Here is a 16,424-nt window from a genome sequence, read left to right as displayed (position 1 = left end):
TAGGGGGCAGCGCACTCGCGCCTTCGTCTACAAAGCCCGGTCAAAGGCTAAGCATTACTAGAGGTTACCTGTGCATTCGCTTTAACCACGAACCCAGGCCGGGGAATGTAGCTGGAACTGGATCCCAGCCGCCCGGATGCCAGGGTGCGCAACGGAAGATACGCAGGAGAGTCAGCCACAGGCCACGAATCGCTCCGAAGCGGCGCACGGCCTCAAGACCATATGCGGAGCACGTCGGTTCAAAACGACATGTGCTCGTTGGCTTCAGATTAGAGATACGACGGCGGTAGAAGAGAATCGCCCTCTCAGCCACACGTGCACCGGGGGCCTGGGCGAGGGGGCCGTCGTCAAGCGAATTAGCGCCGACGTTCGTATGTAGCGAGTGCCGATTGCACATCGTGGGACAGCTCCTGGCTGGTGGCTGTGGCAGAAGCGGGCAGCGCGCGAACGACAATGTCCATAGTGGACGGGAGATCCTGCGCGGCCGCGGCCATAACATGGCGGAGCTTGCGGGATACAGCGTGACGAGTCACGGCGTTGCCCACAGCTTTAGATACGACAAGACCGACACGTGGACCACCAAACCTGGCAATCTGCGTATCGGTCTTATCTCCACCGCCAGAAGCGGCGGTGTCACGAATATGCAAGACCAACGTCTTGCGTCCGATTCGGCGTCCACGTCGTACGGTGACCGTGAAGTCACGCGAAGAACGCAGCTTATTGCTCTGAGGGAGCACCGAAATCGGCGTCCTCTTACTTAAGCGGACAGGCGGGCACGGCCCTTGCTGCGGCGTGCTGCCACAACAGCGCGACCGGAACGGGTACGCATACGGGTACGGAAGCCGTGCACGCGTGCACGACGGCGGTTATTCGGCTGGAACGTCCGCTTCGACACGGTTGACACTCCTTGAAACTCAAACGACCACGAGTCCACGCTGAACACACCGCAGTAAACCTCTCGCTTTGAGTGCGAGGCAGCGATGCGTCTGACGCATTCCCGTGATGCACGGAAAAATTACTTACCGACAGAATGAAAGCTACAAGCGTTCTGTCGGGTCCAAGCACGAGCTCGGACTCATATCTCAATGGATATGAAACACCCAGATAGGTTACGTCGAATCGAGCGAGAAATTCAAATCAACACGCCGGATTTACCTGGAGAATCATTTTCCAAGTTTTCCAACGGTACCGATGTTGACCTGTGGAAATACTGACCTATGCACCGCAATCCACAGGGTGTTTATCCAATCAGCTGTGGATAACTTCCACACCATGAATCACAGCGAGCAGGGAAAATAACGTGTTTACCTAGGTAAACGCAGACTAGGGGGCTATTTTTCATTGTGGGCAAACTGTGGATAAACTGTTAGTCAATTAGCGACGATGTTTATCCACAGGTGTGGACAAACATGTGGAAGTCCTGCTCGGGGCGTATAGCACCTTGTGTAGAAACACCCCACAGGGCGAATTACAAGAAATAGCCCCCAAATGGGCAGATATGGCACTCTCGCCATGCCGAAAACACTCCACAAAAACAGGTCGCCTCGATAAATTTGATGAACGTAAACATGTAAAAGGACATTCACACAGTGAGCGAACAACCAGAATTGCCAGGTGGACTCTGGGAGCAGGTCGTTTCTATCCTGACTTCACCAGAAGGTGCGCCGGAGTTGGGTATTGCACCACTACGCTCGCCACACAAGGCACTGCTGCGGTCAGTGACGCACACTGGTGACTTTCCAGGTTTTTTCCTGCTCAGCACTCAATCGCCAGTGGTGCAGGCGCTGGTAAAAGAAGAGCTCAAGGGCATTATCGAGGCCGTCTTAGCTTCGCTGACCGGCGAGGAGTTGGAAACGGTCATCACCGTTGCTGATCCTGCTGACGACGCTGAAGATAGCCAGGCAGCAGAGGCCACTCAACCATCTGCACAGCACTCGAGACAGACCCCATCTGCAGCTTCGCGTCCGCAGCAGGCTCAGCGTCAACAGCCAAACCAGCAACACCAGCAGCAGTCTGGCCGTAACTACCCGTTCCCCAGTGCAGATACGAACGACTTCAATCTCCACGAGCAGCACCAGGGATCGACACAGATGCCACAAGTGCCGCAGACGCATCAGCCAAATGTCCATAATCAGCAAAGTGCCCAGTCACAGCACCGATCGATGGACGCCGTGGATTCAATGGCGCAGGGGCTTTCGCACTCATCTGCTGAGAATCCGATGACTATTGCTGATCAGCGCCAGGTCACAAGTCCTTTCCGCTCCGAGAGCCACGGCACTCCAACCGAGATGAGCATGCCTTTCGAGGAGCCAACCCTCAACCCGAACTACACCTTCGAGACCTTCGTTATTGGTCCGCAGAATAAGTTCGCCGCTGCAGCCGCCGTCGCTGTTGCGGAGTCTCCGGGGCGCACCTACAACCCGCTGTTTATCTCCGGCGGTTCGGGTCTTGGCAAGACGCACCTGCTCCACGGCATTGGTCACTACGCCAAGCATTTGTACCCTAACCTGCGGGTTCGTTACGTTTCCTCGGAAGAGTTCACCAACGACTTCATTAATTCCGTGCGTGACGACGCCCAAGAATCCTTCAAGCGTCGCTACCGCGATTTGGACATGCTCATCATCGATGACATCCAATTCTTGGAGGGCAAGGAAGGTACACAGGAAGAGTTCTTCCATACGTTTAATGCCCTGCACCAGTCCAATCACCAGATTGTGCTGTCGTCGGACCGCCCACCGCGGGAGCTTAAGACTCTGGAGGATCGCCTTCGTACCCGCTTCCAGTGGGGGCTCAATCCGGATCTGCAATACCCGGACTTGGAGACGCGAATCGCAATTCTGTCGAAGAAGGCACAGCTATCTGATCTGGTCGTTCCGCATGATGTACTCCAGTACATCGCGGAGAACACCTCGTCTTCTATTCGTGAGCTCGAGGGGCGTCTACTGCAGATTAGCGCTCATGCATCCATGATTCATGAGCCTGTGACCTTGAAGTTTGCACAGGAGATCCTCGGTGCCGACGAAATCGAGGTGCAGATTACTCCGGAGATCATCATCTCCACCACGGCTGAGTACTTCGACCTAACGGTTGCAGATTTAGTGGGCCCGGGTAAGACTCGCCCGGTCGCTCATGCACGCCAGATTGCGATGTACCTGACGAGGTCCTTCACCGAGCTTTCGTTGCCGTCGATTGGCCGGGAGTTCGGAAATCGTGACCATTCGACGGTTTTGCACGCTGAACGCAAGATTGTTAAGGAAATTCAGGAGAAGAAGCCCTCAAAGGACCAGGTCAACGACCTGACCACACGCATTCGAGATCGAGCTCGTGGAACGGCTTAAAAACCTTGGGTTCGGCGTGCGGAATTCTTGTTATTAACTGCGGTTTTTCCGTGCACAGAGCTGTGGACAACTCGTAAATTTTGTGGATGAAAGATGAAGCCCGAACACTATCCACAGACACCCCAAGTTATCCACAGTTAGGCGCACTGGTTATCCACAGCGCGAAACCAGTGAAGACCAGCGGGAATCATGTAATTTCACAATGTGCACACCCCCTATTACTACTCCCGACTTTAAAAATCTCTAGAAACTTCTAGATAAAAGGGGGCCTGCGCACAACCCCGGGCAAGCAACTTCTGGCGCACAACTTTAAAAATGCCAAGAACGAGTAAGAACTACGATTAAGCACTAGACGGACTACAAGAATCCCAGTGAGGTCTTTGGCAGTCTGCAGTAGAGTTGTACGATGGAATCTTTGTAACTCCAGTCATGTGTGCTGACATAGCACGCTGACAACACAAAAGACGGCTAATAAACGGCTAAAAACAGACATCCAATACCGGTGGAGGAACGATGGAGCAGACCGAAGTCCGTATTCGCGCGGCTAAGGACGATCTCGCGGGTGCGGTGAGCTGGGTTGCTCGTAACCTGCCTGCACGCCCGACTCAGCCGATTCTGCGTGGCATGATTTTTCTCGCGGATGACAATGGTCTGCAGCTCGCTGGCTATGACTACGAGGTCTCCACTCAGATTCGTATTAGCGCAGAGGTCGATGAGCCCGGTCGCTTCGCCGTCAATGGCAAGTTGGTTTCTGACATTGTTTCTAAGCTGCCGAATAAGCAGGTAGAGATGCACTTTGATGGCACGAAGGTCATCGTTCGCTGTGGTTCTTCCCGCTTCGAGCTGCCAAGTCTGACCTTGGAGGATTACCCGCAGCTACCGGAAGCTCCGGCTGCTACCGGCACTGTCGATGCCGCTCTGCTGGCCGAGGCTATTGGTCAGGTCGCTGTCGCTGCCGGCAAGGATGAGTCGCTGCCGATGCTGACCGGCATCCGGATGGAAACCGAAGGTAACGAGGTCACTCTCGCTGCCACCGACCGTTTCCGCCTGGCGGTTCGCAGTTTCGAGTGGGAGCAGGTTCCGGAGGGTGAGACCAAGCTGCTCATCCCGGCCAAGACCTTCGCGGAGACCGCCCGCACTCTCGATACCACTTCTAGCGAGCCAGTGACCTTGGCATTCGGCGACGGATCCGATGATCGTGAGGTCGGCTCCGAAGGCCTGCTGGCTATCCTCGCCGATCCTCGTCGCACTACCACGCGACTGCTGGACGCCGAGTTCCCGAAGTTCCGCCCGCTACTGCCGAAGCAGCATTCCTCCATGGCTGTTGCCCGTGTTGACCAGCTGCAGGATGCTATCCGTCGTGTGTCTCTGATGGCGGATCACGGTGCGCAGATTCGCATGGACTTCTCCGACGGTCAGGTTGTCCTTTCCGCTCATGGAGACGAGGTTGGTCACGCAGAAGAGACTGTGGCCTGCAACTTCTATGGTGAACCACTTCTGATTGCCTTCAACCCGCAGTACCTGCTCGAGGGGCTCAGCGCTGTTCGCTCCCATCGTGTTTTGCTGGGCTTTACGCAGCCGTCGCGTCCTGCGATTCTCATTCCGGAGCCGGAAGCCATTCCGGAGCTCGGTGAGGACGGCTTCTACCCAACGCCGGAGACCGACTTCACTTACCTGCTGATGCCTGTGCGCCTGCCGGGCTAGTCTGCGGCTATGCACATTCGGTATTTGTCCTTGCGGGACTTCCGCTCCTGGCCGGGGTTGGAAGTCGAGTTCACGCCTGGAATTACCGTATTTACCGGTCAAAATGGCTACGGCAAGACCAATATCGTCGAGGCCGTTGGGTATCTCTCCACGCTCGGTTCGCATCGAGTTTCTATGGATGCTCCGCTGGTTCGTTCGGGGACCCCGTCGGCACGCATTTCGGCGACGGCGGTCAATGATGGCCGCGAGCTGACTGCGCATCTGCTCATTAATCCGCATCGCGCGAATCAGGCGCAGATTAATCGCACGAGGCTGAAGTCCCCGCGGGAGCTGCTGGGGATCGTCAAGTCGGTCTTTTTCTCGCCCGAGGATCTCACGCTGGTTAAGGGCGAGCCCGCTTCCCGCCGCCGCTACATCGACGATTTGCTCGCTTTACGACGGCCACTGTCCGCCGGTATCCGCATTCAATATGACAAGATTTTGCGTCAGAAGAATGCGCTGCTGAAGTCGGCGGGCTCGACGCTGCGCCGTGGCTATTCTTCTTCGGAGGGGCAGGCCGCACTGAGCACGCTGGATACCTGGGATGCGCAATTGGCGCAGGTGGGAGCGGCGTTAATGGCTGCGCGCATGGATTTGATTGCCGAGCTTTCCGAACATGTCAGCGAGGCCTATGCCACGCTTGCCCCGCACTCGCGCCCAGCCACGATTGCCTATGCGCCGAAGGTCGACAGCCTGGATGGCGGGCCATTGTCCAGCGAACCGGAGCTGCTGGAGGCATTGCTGCTGACGAAGATGGCGGAGCGCCGCACCGCGGAGATTGAGCGCGGTTCCTGTCTCGTTGGTCCGCATCGCGATGATCTCGACCTCATTCTCGGCAATGACCCCGCCAAGGGCTTTGCTAGCCACGGCGAGACCTGGTCTTTTGCACTCGCGCTACGTCTCGGCGCGTACTTTTTGCTCCGTGCCGATGGTCCCGACCCGGTTTTGGTGCTTGACGACGTGTTTGCGGAGCTTGACCGGCATCGTCGGGAAGCTCTCATGGAAATCGCGCAGCAGGCTGAGCAGGTGTTAATCACCTCGGCGGTGGGAGAGGAGTTACCTCAGGCATTGGTCGAGGATTCTTCGGTGACTCATCACACGGTGACGGTGGCACAGACTGAGCAGGGGCGAATCTCGCTTCTGGATGAAAAACCAGTCGCGGAAGAGTGACGGGTATGGTCGAGAACATGGAGTCGGATAACTCACCGGAAGAGGAAAACGACCTGATCAGCGACGCTTTCTTCCGCATGCGCGATGCCGCTAAAGAGGGCGGTCACAAGTTACCGAATCTCCAGCGGCCACCGAAGAAGAAGGGCTCGTGGTCTGGCCTCGATAGCCGTGTGCCTGTGAAGGCCGCGAAGGGGATTGTTGCGGACGTCGATAAGCAGCGGGCAGCGCAAGCAGTGGTGCGAGATCGTGCCGGTACGGTAATTTCGCCGAGCCTGTTGAAGGAGGCGGGGATTCGGCTGTACCGGAAATATGACCGTCGACCTGCGCCGATTGGTGCGGTGCTGAATAAGGCAGTAGTTGATCGCGGTTGGCAGATCCATATTGCCCACGGTGTGATCATGACGGAGTGGGATTCGATGGTCGGCAAAGTTGTCGCGGAACACTCCGAGGTCAAGGAGTTCAAGGACGGCACTTTGGTGGTCGAGTGCCAATCGACAGCATGGGCAACACAGCTGCGGCTAGCACAGCGACAGGTTTTGAAGTCCATCGCGGAACGCGTCGGGGATGGGGTGGTTGAAGAAATTAAGGTGCTGGGGCCGAAAGCGCCGAATTGGCGCAAGGGCAAATTGCACATCGAGGGCCGAGGACCGCGTGATACTTACGGGTAAAGGTCGGTAAACGGTCTACGAATAGGCATCGGTATGCGTAAAACTGCGAAATTTGGTCCTTTGAGCGCATCGGCTATATCCACAGTAGGGGACTACGTTGGGGTAAGATGGGCAGGAGAATACCGGCAGGCGGTTCTTGAGACGTTATCGGCATCCAAACTAGCCAGACCTATCTAGTAGTCCTATGTAGTTCTGGCTGGCGCCGATAGCGCTTGACCGCCGGCCTATTTTTCGCGCGCTGACGAATGTTGCGCGGGGAGAGAACCAAGAATAGGAGACGCGCCGAATCGTGGCTGCTACCGAACATCAATATGACGCCTCATCGATTACCATCCTCGAGGGCCTCGAGGCCGTGCGTAAGCGGCCGGGTATGTACATTGGCTCGACTGGTGAGCGTGGCTTGCACCACCTGGTGTGGGAGGTTGTAGACAACTCCGTCGACGAGGCGATGGCGGGTTATGCCACCGATGTTGAGGTCACTCTGCTGGAAGACGGCGGCGTTCAGGTCCGCGATAACGGCCGTGGTATTCCTGTCGAAATGCACCCGTCGGGCATGCCGACGGTGCAGGTGGTTATGACTCAGCTGCACGCCGGCGGCAAGTTTGACTCCGAGTCCTACGCTGTTTCCGGTGGTCTGCACGGTGTGGGTATTTCGGTGGTTAACGCGCTGTCGACGCGTATGGAAACCGAGGTCATCCGCGATGGCTACACCTGGTACCAGAACTTCGACCAGGCAGTTCCGGAAGAAATTGTCCGCGGTAAAAAGACTCGTGGTTCGGGTACCACGCAGCGTTTCTGGCCGGACCCGGAGATTTTTGAGACCACCGATTTCAAGTTCGACACCATTTCTCGCCGCCTGCGCGAGATGGCGTTTTTGAACAAGGGTCTGACCATCACGTTGGTGGACAAGCGTGTCTCCGAGGAGGAGCTCGAGGCTGAGGCTCTGGCGGAGCAGGCGGAGACCGAATCCGCTGAGATCGCCAAGGATGCGGCTGAAGAGCAGAAGGAGCAGGCAGAGAAGACCATCAAGCCGAAGGAGCGCCGCAAGGTCTTCCACTACCCGAATGGTCTGCGGGATTATGTCGAGACTTTGAACAAGTCGAAGAACATCATCCACCCGACCATCATTTCCTTCGATGCTGCAGGTGATGGCCACGAGGTCGAGATTGCCATGCAGTGGAACTCGGGCTACTCCGAGTCGGTGCACACCTTCGCCAACACCATTAACACCATTGAGGGTGGCACCCACGAAGAGGGCTTCCGTTCTGCGTTGACATCGCTGATGAACCGATATGCGCGTGAGCACCGACTGTTGAAGGAGAAGGAAAACAACCTCTCCGGCGAGGACTGCCGTGAAGGTCTCGCTGCCGTGATTTCGGTGAAGGTCGCCGATCCACAGTTCGAGGGCCAGACAAAGACGAAGCTGGGTAATACCGAGGTGCGTTCTTTCGTCCAGCGCATGACCAATGAGCACATCGGTCACTGGCTGGAGGCCAATCCGGCTGAGGCTAAGGCCATTGTTAACAAGGCCATTGCTTCGGCGCATGCCCGTCAGGCGGCTCGTAAGGCCCGCGACCTGGTGCGTCGTAAGTCCGCGACCGATCTTGGCGGTCTTCCGGGTAAGTTGGCGGACTGCCGTTCGAAGGACCCGAAGCAGTCCGAGCTGTTCATCGTGGAGGGTGACTCCGCAGGTGGTTCTGCAAAGGCAGGCCGAAACTCGCTGTTCCAGGCCATTTTGCCGCTGCGCGGTAAGATTTTGAACGTCGAGAAGGCGCGCCTGGATAAGACGCTGAAGAACAACGAGGTCCAGGCCATTATTACGGCGCTGGGCACCGGTATTCACGACGAGTTCGATATCGAAAAGCTGCGCTACCACAAGATTGTGCTGATGGCCGATGCCGACGTCGATGGTCAGCACATTGCCACGCTGCTACTGACGCTGCTGTTCCGCCTGATGCGTCCGCTGATTGATGAAGGGCACGTCTACCTCGCTCAGCCACCGCTGTACAAGCTCAAGTGGGCCAAGGGCGAGCCGGGCTACGCCTACTCAGATGCTGAGCGCGATCAGCTGCTGGAAGAGGGGCTGGCCGCCAACCGCAAGATCAACAAGGACGATGGTGTCCAGCGCTACAAGGGTCTCGGTGAGATGAACGCCGCCGAGCTGTGGGATACCACCATGGATCCGGATCACCGCGTGCTGCGTAAGGTCGCCCTCGAGGACGCACAGAAGGCCGATGAACTGTTCACCATTCTGATGGGCGATGACGTTGCTTCACGACGTTCGTTTATTACCCGTAATGCGAAGGACGTTCGCTTCCTCGACGTCTAAGCCGATACCTAGTCTGGTTATCGGCTTGTCGGTTCCCCTGACAAAACCTCAGTTCAGCCATTAATGTTTATGAAATGGAAGATACTCGAGGAAGCATGGTCAACGGGGAACCGCCAGTCGAGCCACGTATTGTGCAGGAGACATTGCCCGATGGCTCCGTGACCCCGATGGCGCTTCGGACTCCCGAAGGTACGCCTCGGGGCATTGTCGTTATTTGGCCGGGCTTTGGCATGGGGGCTCGCTATTACCGGCCGATTGCCCAAGAGTTGCAGCGCCGAGGTTTTTGCGTCCTGACCTCGGAGCTGCGCGGCCAGGGTAACCAGACTGCGGTGGCCACCCGTGGCCACAACTGGGGCTACCAGGATCTTGCCTCGGTGGATTACCCGTTGGCCGTGGCGCGTGCGCGTAAAGAGTTTGACCAACTCGCGGTGGGGGAGGCCACAGGGGAGAAGCTACCCGTTTATTTACTGTGTCATTCCATGGGCGGTCAGATTGCCTCGCTATATCTGTCCCGACCGGAAGCGGACGTGGCCGGTGTTGTGATGGTTGGTTCCGGTACTCCGCACTACGAGTGTTTTACTGGCAAGGAGTACAAGCGACTCCGTTACGGCGCACCGTTTATGCAGGTCGTGTCCCAGATCCTGGGCTATTGGCCAGCGGGCAGGTTTGATGTGGCCGGCTATGGCCGCCAGGCTCGTAATCATGTGGTGGAGTGGGCGCGGTTCTCGCGCACGGGTCTCCTGCGACCGCGCGGTGCGGACATCGACTATGCCGCTGAGATGCCTAAGGTGACCACCCCGGCGCTGCTGCTGAACTGTGGCGGTGACCGTGACTGCCCGGCGGCATCGGCGCAGGCATTGGCGCGGATGTTGCCGAACTCGGCGAAGTACGAGTTCATTGAGCAGCGCCTGGGACATAACCGATGGGCGCGTGAGCCGCAGGCTGTGGTTGACCGCTTCGAGCGGTTCATTGAGGAAAATTAAACCGCAATTTTCCAACCTGTAATCTGCGCTTCTTAACGTAGATACTTATGGCAACATCACCTAAAAAAATATCTGAATTTTCCCGTCGGCACTTCCTGCAGACCGCCGCAGGAGTCGGTGCCGTCACCGCTGCGAGCACGCTGCTGCCACCATCACTGCGCCACGCGCTCGCGCAGCCCCGACCGGCTGGCTCTCTTGATCAAATTGAGCACGTAGTCGTGTTGATGCAGGAAAACCGCTCTTTTGATCACTACTTCGGCACGCTCCGAGGTGTGCGAGGGTACAACGACAACTCCGCTTTACCGGGTGTCTTCAACCAGAGTGGGGTCAGTCCATATCTAATCCGCAACGCCGCTAACCGCGGTGATCTCTCGGTGGAGTACATCGCAAGTCTGCCGCACGGTTGGGAAGACGGGCAGGTTGCACTAAACGGCGGCCGCTGTAACGGCTGGATCGAGGCCAAGGGTAAGGGCACGATGGCCTGCTATGACCGCCAGGACATTGCGTTCCAATTCGCTCTCGCAGAGACGTTCACCATCTGCGATGGTTACTTTTCCTCGATGCCTACGTCGACAAGCCCGAACCGCAACTACCTGTTTTCGGGTGACACCCGAAAGGAACCGTGGGGGACTGGAGCGGTTGGCAATGCGGCGTACGAGCCGACGCACCCGGGGTATAAGTGGCGCACTTATGCCGAGGAGCTCACGGAGGCAGGGGTGCCGTGGCGCGTCTACCAGGAGTGGGATAACTACACGGACAACAATTTGGATTTCTTCGCCGCGTTTCGAAATATTGGCCGCAAGGTCATCCGTGAGGCCGGGCTGCCTGGTCTCGACATGACGGGTTTCCACGAGAAACTGCTGGAACTGGGCGATGGCACGCCGCCAACTACAGAGCAACAGGAGATGGTCGATCGCCTGAATGCCGCTGTGGAGAAGCTGCCTGACGCGGAACGGGATCTCTATGATCGCGCGCTGCACCGCCGCCAGCCGGGCACGCTAGCCGACGCTTTCCGACGAGATGTTGAATCCGGGCAGCTGCCAAAGGTGTCCTGGATTGTGCCCTCGGCTGCGGAAAGTGAGCACCCGGGAGCGTCCTCGCCAATTCAGTCGGCGAATATCACCTATCGTCTGTTGGATGCGTTGGCCTCCAATCCGGAAGTGTGGGCCAAGACAGTTTTCCTGATTAACTTTGACGAGTTTGATGGTTACTTCGACCATGTGGTGCCGCCGCTGCCGCCGAAGAATGAGCCGGGGGAGTGGTACCTGGGCAAGCCGAAGGGGCTCGGTTTCCGCGTCCCGATGACTGTCATTTCACCATGGTCGGTGGGTGGTCTGGTTTCTTCGGAGGTCTTCGATCACACTTCGGTGATTCGCTTTCTGGAGCAGGTCACTGGCGTGAACTGTGGAAACATCACTGATTGGCGTCGTCGAGTCTGTGGTGATTTGGTATCCACGCTGGACTTCTCGGCATCGGCGGGAATGCAGCTTCCAGAGCAGCCGGGGCCAGCACCGGAGTTTGTGAAGCGCTGGGAGGCGGAGCCGGCCGGTGACTATCCAGTGCAGGAGTCCGAGCAGGCGACCGCGCTGCCAACACCGTACCGGCTTCACGCCTACCTTAAAGACGGCAACCTTGTGCTGGTCAACGACGGTTCCCGTGAAGCTGTTTTCGCTGTTTACAGTGGTAACAAGGTAGAGCACCACACCGTGCTCGGCACATTAGAGCTGCGAATTGGACTTCTAGACCGCGAACTTACCGTGTGCGGCCCGGACCGCTTCCTGCGTGTGTTCAGCAAGACGGCGAAGGAGTTGCCGGAGGTCACTTTGGAGCACGTGTCGGGACGTGTTCTCGTCGGCGGGCAGGACCGAACGGCTGATTATGTCCGTGATGGCTGGTACGAGGTCGAGCTGACTGAAGGTGAGGCCACGGCGTATTACACGGGTCGACTGGAGTCCGGTAATCGCATTCCGACGAGCCCGTTCACCCGGAAAATCGACTAGGCCGCGTCTTTGGCTAAATGCCGCTTTTGACCAGTTTCCATGTCTCTGTGAATGACACTTCTTCGCCATTAGTGGTGAGGAGTATGTGCGCAAGTAGTGCGCCCAGCGCGGTGTTTCCAAAACTCAGTGGTTTCACGTGAAACGTTGCGTAAGCGACCGCTTGTGCAGCCGCAGAAACCGTGGGAAAGCTGCGGTGACCAGCAATGACACCTGAGCTGGCGGCAGCAATGGCGCTGATTGCCCATGGTCGCACAAGCGTAGCGTCAGCCAATTCCGGCACTTTGGCCACCAGTTCGTCGGTAGCCGCCAGGATTGCGGCCTCGCTGAGAGGCTGAACTTGGGGCGCACTCATTCCTCTGCTCCCCGGGGGCTCGGGGAGCTCAACTTTCGCAGCAGCGCCATGTCGGTATCAATCACACTTGCGGTGATTTCCCTGGCCTGGCCTTGTTGAAGGGCTCTCGCGGCGGCGGATTCAATGGCGCGAATGACGGCCTCGTGTTTGGATACGCCCTCCATTTGCGCCAGCAGCGCCAGGGCGGTGTCCTGTTCTTTCGTGAGCCTTAAGGTCATCGCCATCGTGCACTTGCTCCTTGCTACCTAGCCGCGCTTCCTAACTGCGCTGGTTTGTTTCCGCTATCAGGCTTGAAAACCAAGTATTTGATACCACAATGGTATCGAAAAGTTGCGCACGGCGTCGTAAAGCGGGTTCTAAAGCCCTGTAGAATGGATGCGAACCTCTTTTAAGTAAAGGAAGCAGTCATTGAGCGACGATAACAACAACGACGGCTCATCCTTCGGAAGTGGAGTATTGGGCCACCAGGTTCGCCCGATCGACATCAATGAAGAGATGCAGTCGAGCTATATCGACTACGCCATGAGCGTGATTGTGGGCCGTGCGCTGCCGGAGATTCGTGATGGTCTCAAGCCGGTGCACCGCCGCATTCTCTACGCCATGTTCGACAACGGCTACCGCCCGGAGCGCGGTTATGTGAAGTCCGCTAAGCCGGTTTCGGACACGATGGGTAACTACCACCCGCACGGTGACAGCGCTATTTACGACACCATGGTGCGCATGGCGCAGCCGTGGTCCATGCGCTATCCGCTTGTCGACGGTCAGGGTAACTTCGGCTCCCGCGGTGACGACGGCCCCGCAGCTATGCGTTACACCGAGGCCCGTCTGACGCCGTTGGCCATGGAAATGGTGCGCGACATTCGCGAAAACACTGTCGATTTCCAGCCGAACTACGATGGTCGTACGACAGAGCCGGTTATTCTGCCGTCGCGTGTCCCGCAGCTGTTGATGAACGGTTCCGGCGGTATTGCCGTCGGTATGGCTACCAACATCCCACCGCACAACCTTCGTGAGGTCGCGGATGCCATTAACTGGTGCCTGGACAACCCGGAGGCGGATGAAAAGACCACGCTGGATGCGGTCATGGAGCGCATCAAGGGTCCGGATTTCCCAACTGCCGCCCAGATTGTCGGCGACAAGGGCATCAAGGAGGCCTACACCACCGGTCGCGGTTCGATCCGCATGCGCGGTGTGACCTCGATTGAGCAGGAGGGCACTCGTCAGTCGATTGTCATCACTGAGCTGCCGTACCAGGTCAACCCGGACCGCATGATTGCCAACATCGCAGATCAGGTCAAGGACGGGCGTCTGCAGGGCATTGCCTCCATTGATGACGAATCCGATCTGAAGTGGGGCATGCGCATCGTCGTCAAGCTCAAGCGCGACGCCGTGCCGCGTGTGGTGCTGAACAACCTGTACAAGCACTCCCAGCTGCAGACCAGCTTCGGTGCGAACATGCTCGCCATCGTCGACGGTGTGCCACGCACGCTGCGTATTGACCAGATGGTGACGCTGTACGTCGCCCACCAGATTGAGGTCATTGTCCGACGGACCCAGTTCCGCCTGGACGAGAAGGAAAAGCGTGCCCATATCCTGCGTGGTCTGGTCAAGGCCCTGGATATGTTGGACGAGGTCATCGCCCTGATTCGCCGGTCTGCCACGGTCGATACCGCGCGCACGGGCTTGATGGGTCTGCTCGACATCGACGAGATTCAGGCTGACGCCATCCTGGCGATGCAGCTGCGTCGCCTGGCTGCCCTGGAGCGCCAGAAGATTATTGACGAGTTGGCTGAGATCGAGCTCGAGATTGCCGACCTGAAGGACATCCTGGCCAACCCGGAGCGCCAGCGCGCCATTGTCAAGGAAGAGCTGACCGAGGTAGTGGAGAAGTACGGCGATGACCGTCGTACCCAGATCGTGGCCGCCGAGGGCGACGTCACCGAAGAGGACCTCATCGCCCGCGAAAACGTGGTTGTGACCATTACCTCCACGGGCTACGCCAAGCGCACCAAGGTCGATGCCTACAAGGCCCAGCGCCGTGGTGGCAAGGGCGTTCGCGGCGCGGATCTGAAGCAGGACGACATTGTCCGCCACTTCTTCGTCTGCTCCACGCACGACTGGATTCTGTTCTTCACCAACAAGGGGCGCGTCTACCGCCTCAAGGCCTACGAACTGCCGGAGGCCACTCGCGCTGCCCGCGGCCAGCATGTCGCCAATCTGCTGGAGTTCCAGCCGGAGGAGCGTATCGCCGAGGTGCTGCAGATTCAGAGCTACCAGGACAGCCCGTACCTGGTGCTGGCCACCAGCGAGGGCAAGGTCAAGAAGTCTCGCCTGGAGGACTACGAGTCCGCTCGTTCCGCTGGCCTAATTGCCATCAACCTGCGCGAAGGCGACTCCCTCATCGGTGCTCGTCTGTGCTCTTCGGACGATGACCTGCTGCTCGTCTCCGAGCGCGGCCAGGCCATTCGCTTCACTGCCTCCGACGACGCACTGCGCCCGATGGGGCGCGCCACTGCTGGTGTTCAGGGTATGCGCTTCAAGGGCGACGACAAGCTGCTCAGCATGGTCGTGGTCGAGGAAGATCACAATCTGCTGGTCGCCACGACTGGCGGCTTCGGCAAGAAGACCAAGCTCAGCGAGTACACCCCGCAGAACCGCGGTGGTATGGGCGTGCTGACGCTCAAGTACGACCCGAAGCGTGGACCGTTGATGGGCGCCCTGGTGGTCGACAACGACGACGAAATCTTCGCTGTCACCTCCGCCGGCGATATCATCCGCACCAACGTCAACGAGATTCGCGCCACCTCGCGTGCCACCAAGGGCGTGCGCCTGGTCAACCTCGCTGACGGCGTGGAACTGCTGGCTATTGACCGCAACGTCGAGGATGAGGGCGAGGAGACCGCTTCCAAGGTCTCAGAGGCCGGAACGCTGGACGTAGTCCCGAAGCGCACCGGCGCCACCAAGAGCACCGGTGCTGCCGAGTCCGGTGACTCGGAGGCGGAGAAGGAGTAAGCGCATGGCCGAAACTAACTTGGTAGTCGACAAGGTGAGCCCCTGGTCCGCCATGCGCATTACGGCGGCCACTGGTTTTATTGGCTTCCTCGTCTGGCTTGCCGCGGTTGGCCTGCTCTACCTCTTGCTCTCCGGGATGGGATTGCTCGCTCCGATCAGTGAAATGGTCGGCGGGGAGGATTCCATCAGCGCGGGTCTCGTCCTTGGTCTGGCGGCCGCTGTGGGAGCGCTGTGGTGGGTGCTGTCGATTGGGCTCATGGCCCTCGGCGCGGTTATCTACAACGCGTGCGGCGGTCTCGTCGGAGGTCTCAAGATTTCGCTTGCCGACGACAGCTAGGCTGCCTAGTCTCCCGCTGGCCCCGGTGTCACCCCCGTTCGGTGGCTCCGGGGCCGCGTTGGTTGAGAGGTATTTTCAGTGACCTGGTTATGAAGTAGCCATAATGACTACTTAATGACTGCTTTTTAACTCAATATTTAGGCCTCTGAACAGGCGATTTGTGAAGTGTGATGGTTACGGGTTAAGTTATATCTCGTTCCACGGGGCCTATAGCTCAGGCGGTTAGAGCACTTCGCTGATAACGAAGGGGTCGGAGGTTCAAGTCCTCCTAGGCCCACTGCCGAACAAGGTATAATTGCTCGGTGTACGGGGCTTTAGCTCAATTGGTAGAGCACCTGCTTTGCAAGCAGGAGGTCAGGGGTTCGATTCCCCTAAGCTCCACAAGGAACAAAATCCCCCGGTCGTAAGACCGGGGGATTTTTTGCGTTCTGGGAATGCCGCGGATTCGGGTTAAGTAGCGGGTTAAGTAAAGAAAAGTGTGTCTTTTCCGGG

14 protein-coding genes and 2 tRNA genes are annotated in these 16,424 nt (G+C 58.0%); 11 read left to right on the top strand and 5 right to left on the bottom strand.

From position 1 onward, the window contains the following. Nucleotides 1-64 precede the first annotated feature (64 nt). Genes yidD through rpmH form a run of 3 tightly spaced genes read right to left on the bottom strand, consistent with a single transcriptional unit; the run spans nt 65 to nt 895 of the window. On the bottom strand, nt 65-397 hold the full coding sequence (gene yidD / locus HMPREF2651_RS10720) for a membrane protein insertion efficiency factor YidD (RefSeq protein ID WP_080972909.1): 333 nt from the start codon (nt 395-397) through the stop codon (nt 65-67). Next, complete coding sequence (gene rnpA / locus HMPREF2651_RS00745) at nt 357-737, bottom strand: ribonuclease P protein component (RefSeq protein ID WP_038627093.1); 381 nt, start codon at nt 735-737, stop codon at nt 357-359. Before rnpA ends, yidD begins: the two co-directional genes overlap by 41 nt. Nucleotides 738-757: 20 nt before the next feature. Next, nucleotides 758-895 (bottom strand): 50S ribosomal protein L34, encoded by a 138-nt coding sequence (gene rpmH, locus HMPREF2651_RS00740; protein WP_005511646.1) that lies wholly within the window; start codon nt 893-895, stop codon nt 758-760. Between the two features lie 694 nt (nt 896-1,589). Between rpmH and dnaA the strand changes: the two genes are divergently transcribed. The 7 genes from dnaA (at nt 1,590) to HMPREF2651_RS00705 (ending at nt 12,231) form a co-directional block, all read left to right on the top strand. Beyond that, a complete protein-coding gene (gene dnaA, locus HMPREF2651_RS00735) occupies nt 1,590-3,338 on the top strand; it encodes a chromosomal replication initiator protein DnaA (RefSeq protein WP_038627095.1) in 1,749 nt (582 codons plus the stop codon). 513 nt (nt 3,339-3,851) lie between these two features. Next, nucleotides 3,852-5,042, top strand: a complete 1,191-nt coding sequence (dnaN, locus tag HMPREF2651_RS00730; protein WP_005511615.1) for a DNA polymerase III subunit beta — start codon at nt 3,852-3,854, stop codon at nt 5,040-5,042. Nucleotides 5,043-5,051: 9 nt separating this feature from the next. Continuing rightward, nucleotides 5,052-6,251, top strand: a complete 1,200-nt coding sequence (recF, locus tag HMPREF2651_RS00725) for a DNA replication/repair protein RecF (protein ID WP_049181944.1) — start codon at nt 5,052-5,054, stop codon at nt 6,249-6,251. 5 nt (nt 6,252-6,256) lie between these two features. Then, nucleotides 6,257-6,919, top strand: coding sequence for a DciA family protein (locus HMPREF2651_RS00720; protein WP_038627100.1), 663 nt, complete (start codon nt 6,257-6,259; stop codon nt 6,917-6,919). A gap of 289 nt (nt 6,920-7,208) precedes the next feature. Next, entirely contained in the window at nt 7,209-9,248 is a 2,040-nt protein-coding gene (gyrB, locus tag HMPREF2651_RS00715; RefSeq protein WP_049181942.1) for a DNA topoisomerase (ATP-hydrolyzing) subunit B, read from the top strand. Between the two features lie 74 nt (nt 9,249-9,322). Then, entirely contained in the window at nt 9,323-10,231 is a 909-nt protein-coding gene (locus HMPREF2651_RS00710; RefSeq protein WP_321998256.1) for an alpha/beta fold hydrolase, read from the top strand. A 47-nt stretch (nt 10,232-10,278) separates the two neighbouring features. Continuing rightward, complete coding sequence (locus tag HMPREF2651_RS00705; protein ID WP_049181940.1) at nt 10,279-12,231, top strand: alkaline phosphatase family protein; 1,953 nt, start codon at nt 10,279-10,281, stop codon at nt 12,229-12,231. Between the two features lie 13 nt (nt 12,232-12,244). Here HMPREF2651_RS00705 and HMPREF2651_RS00700 read toward each other — a convergent pair whose 3' ends face one another. Continuing rightward, the gene (locus HMPREF2651_RS00700; protein ID WP_049181939.1) at nt 12,245-12,583 is read right to left on the bottom strand and encodes a hypothetical protein; all 339 of its coding nucleotides are present in this window, start codon (nt 12,581-12,583) and stop codon (nt 12,245-12,247) included. After that, complete coding sequence (locus HMPREF2651_RS00695) at nt 12,580-12,807, bottom strand: CopG family transcriptional regulator (protein ID WP_038627110.1); 228 nt, start codon at nt 12,805-12,807, stop codon at nt 12,580-12,582. The genes HMPREF2651_RS00700 and HMPREF2651_RS00695 overlap by 4 nt, the downstream gene beginning before the upstream one ends. Nucleotides 12,808-13,078: 271 nt before the next feature. Here HMPREF2651_RS00695 and gyrA point away from each other — a divergent pair, with 271 nt between their 5' ends. The 4 genes from gyrA (at nt 13,079) to HMPREF2651_RS00675 (ending at nt 16,313) form a co-directional block, all read left to right on the top strand. Continuing rightward, nucleotides 13,079-15,595, top strand: coding sequence for a DNA gyrase subunit A (gene gyrA, locus HMPREF2651_RS00690; RefSeq protein WP_239663081.1), 2,517 nt, complete (start codon nt 13,079-13,081; stop codon nt 15,593-15,595). A 4-nt stretch (nt 15,596-15,599) separates the two neighbouring features. Further along, nucleotides 15,600-15,932 carry a DUF3566 domain-containing protein gene (locus HMPREF2651_RS00685; RefSeq protein WP_049181937.1) on the top strand — a complete coding sequence of 111 codons (333 nt, stop codon included), beginning with the start codon at nt 15,600-15,602 and terminating at the stop codon, nt 15,930-15,932. A 203-nt stretch (nt 15,933-16,135) separates the two neighbouring features. Then, nucleotides 16,136-16,209, top strand: a tRNA-Ile gene (locus tag HMPREF2651_RS00680). A gap of 31 nt (nt 16,210-16,240) precedes the next feature. After that, nucleotides 16,241-16,313, top strand: a tRNA-Ala gene (locus tag HMPREF2651_RS00675). Nucleotides 16,314-16,424: the final 111 nt, after the last annotated feature.

Origin of the sequence: Corynebacterium sp. HMSC063A05 (assembly GCF_001809695.1) — a bacterium.
GTDB classification, from domain to species: Bacteria; Actinomycetota; Actinomycetes; order Mycobacteriales; family Mycobacteriaceae; genus Corynebacterium; species Corynebacterium amycolatum.
This window is presented reverse-complemented; position numbering and strand designations above follow the sequence as displayed.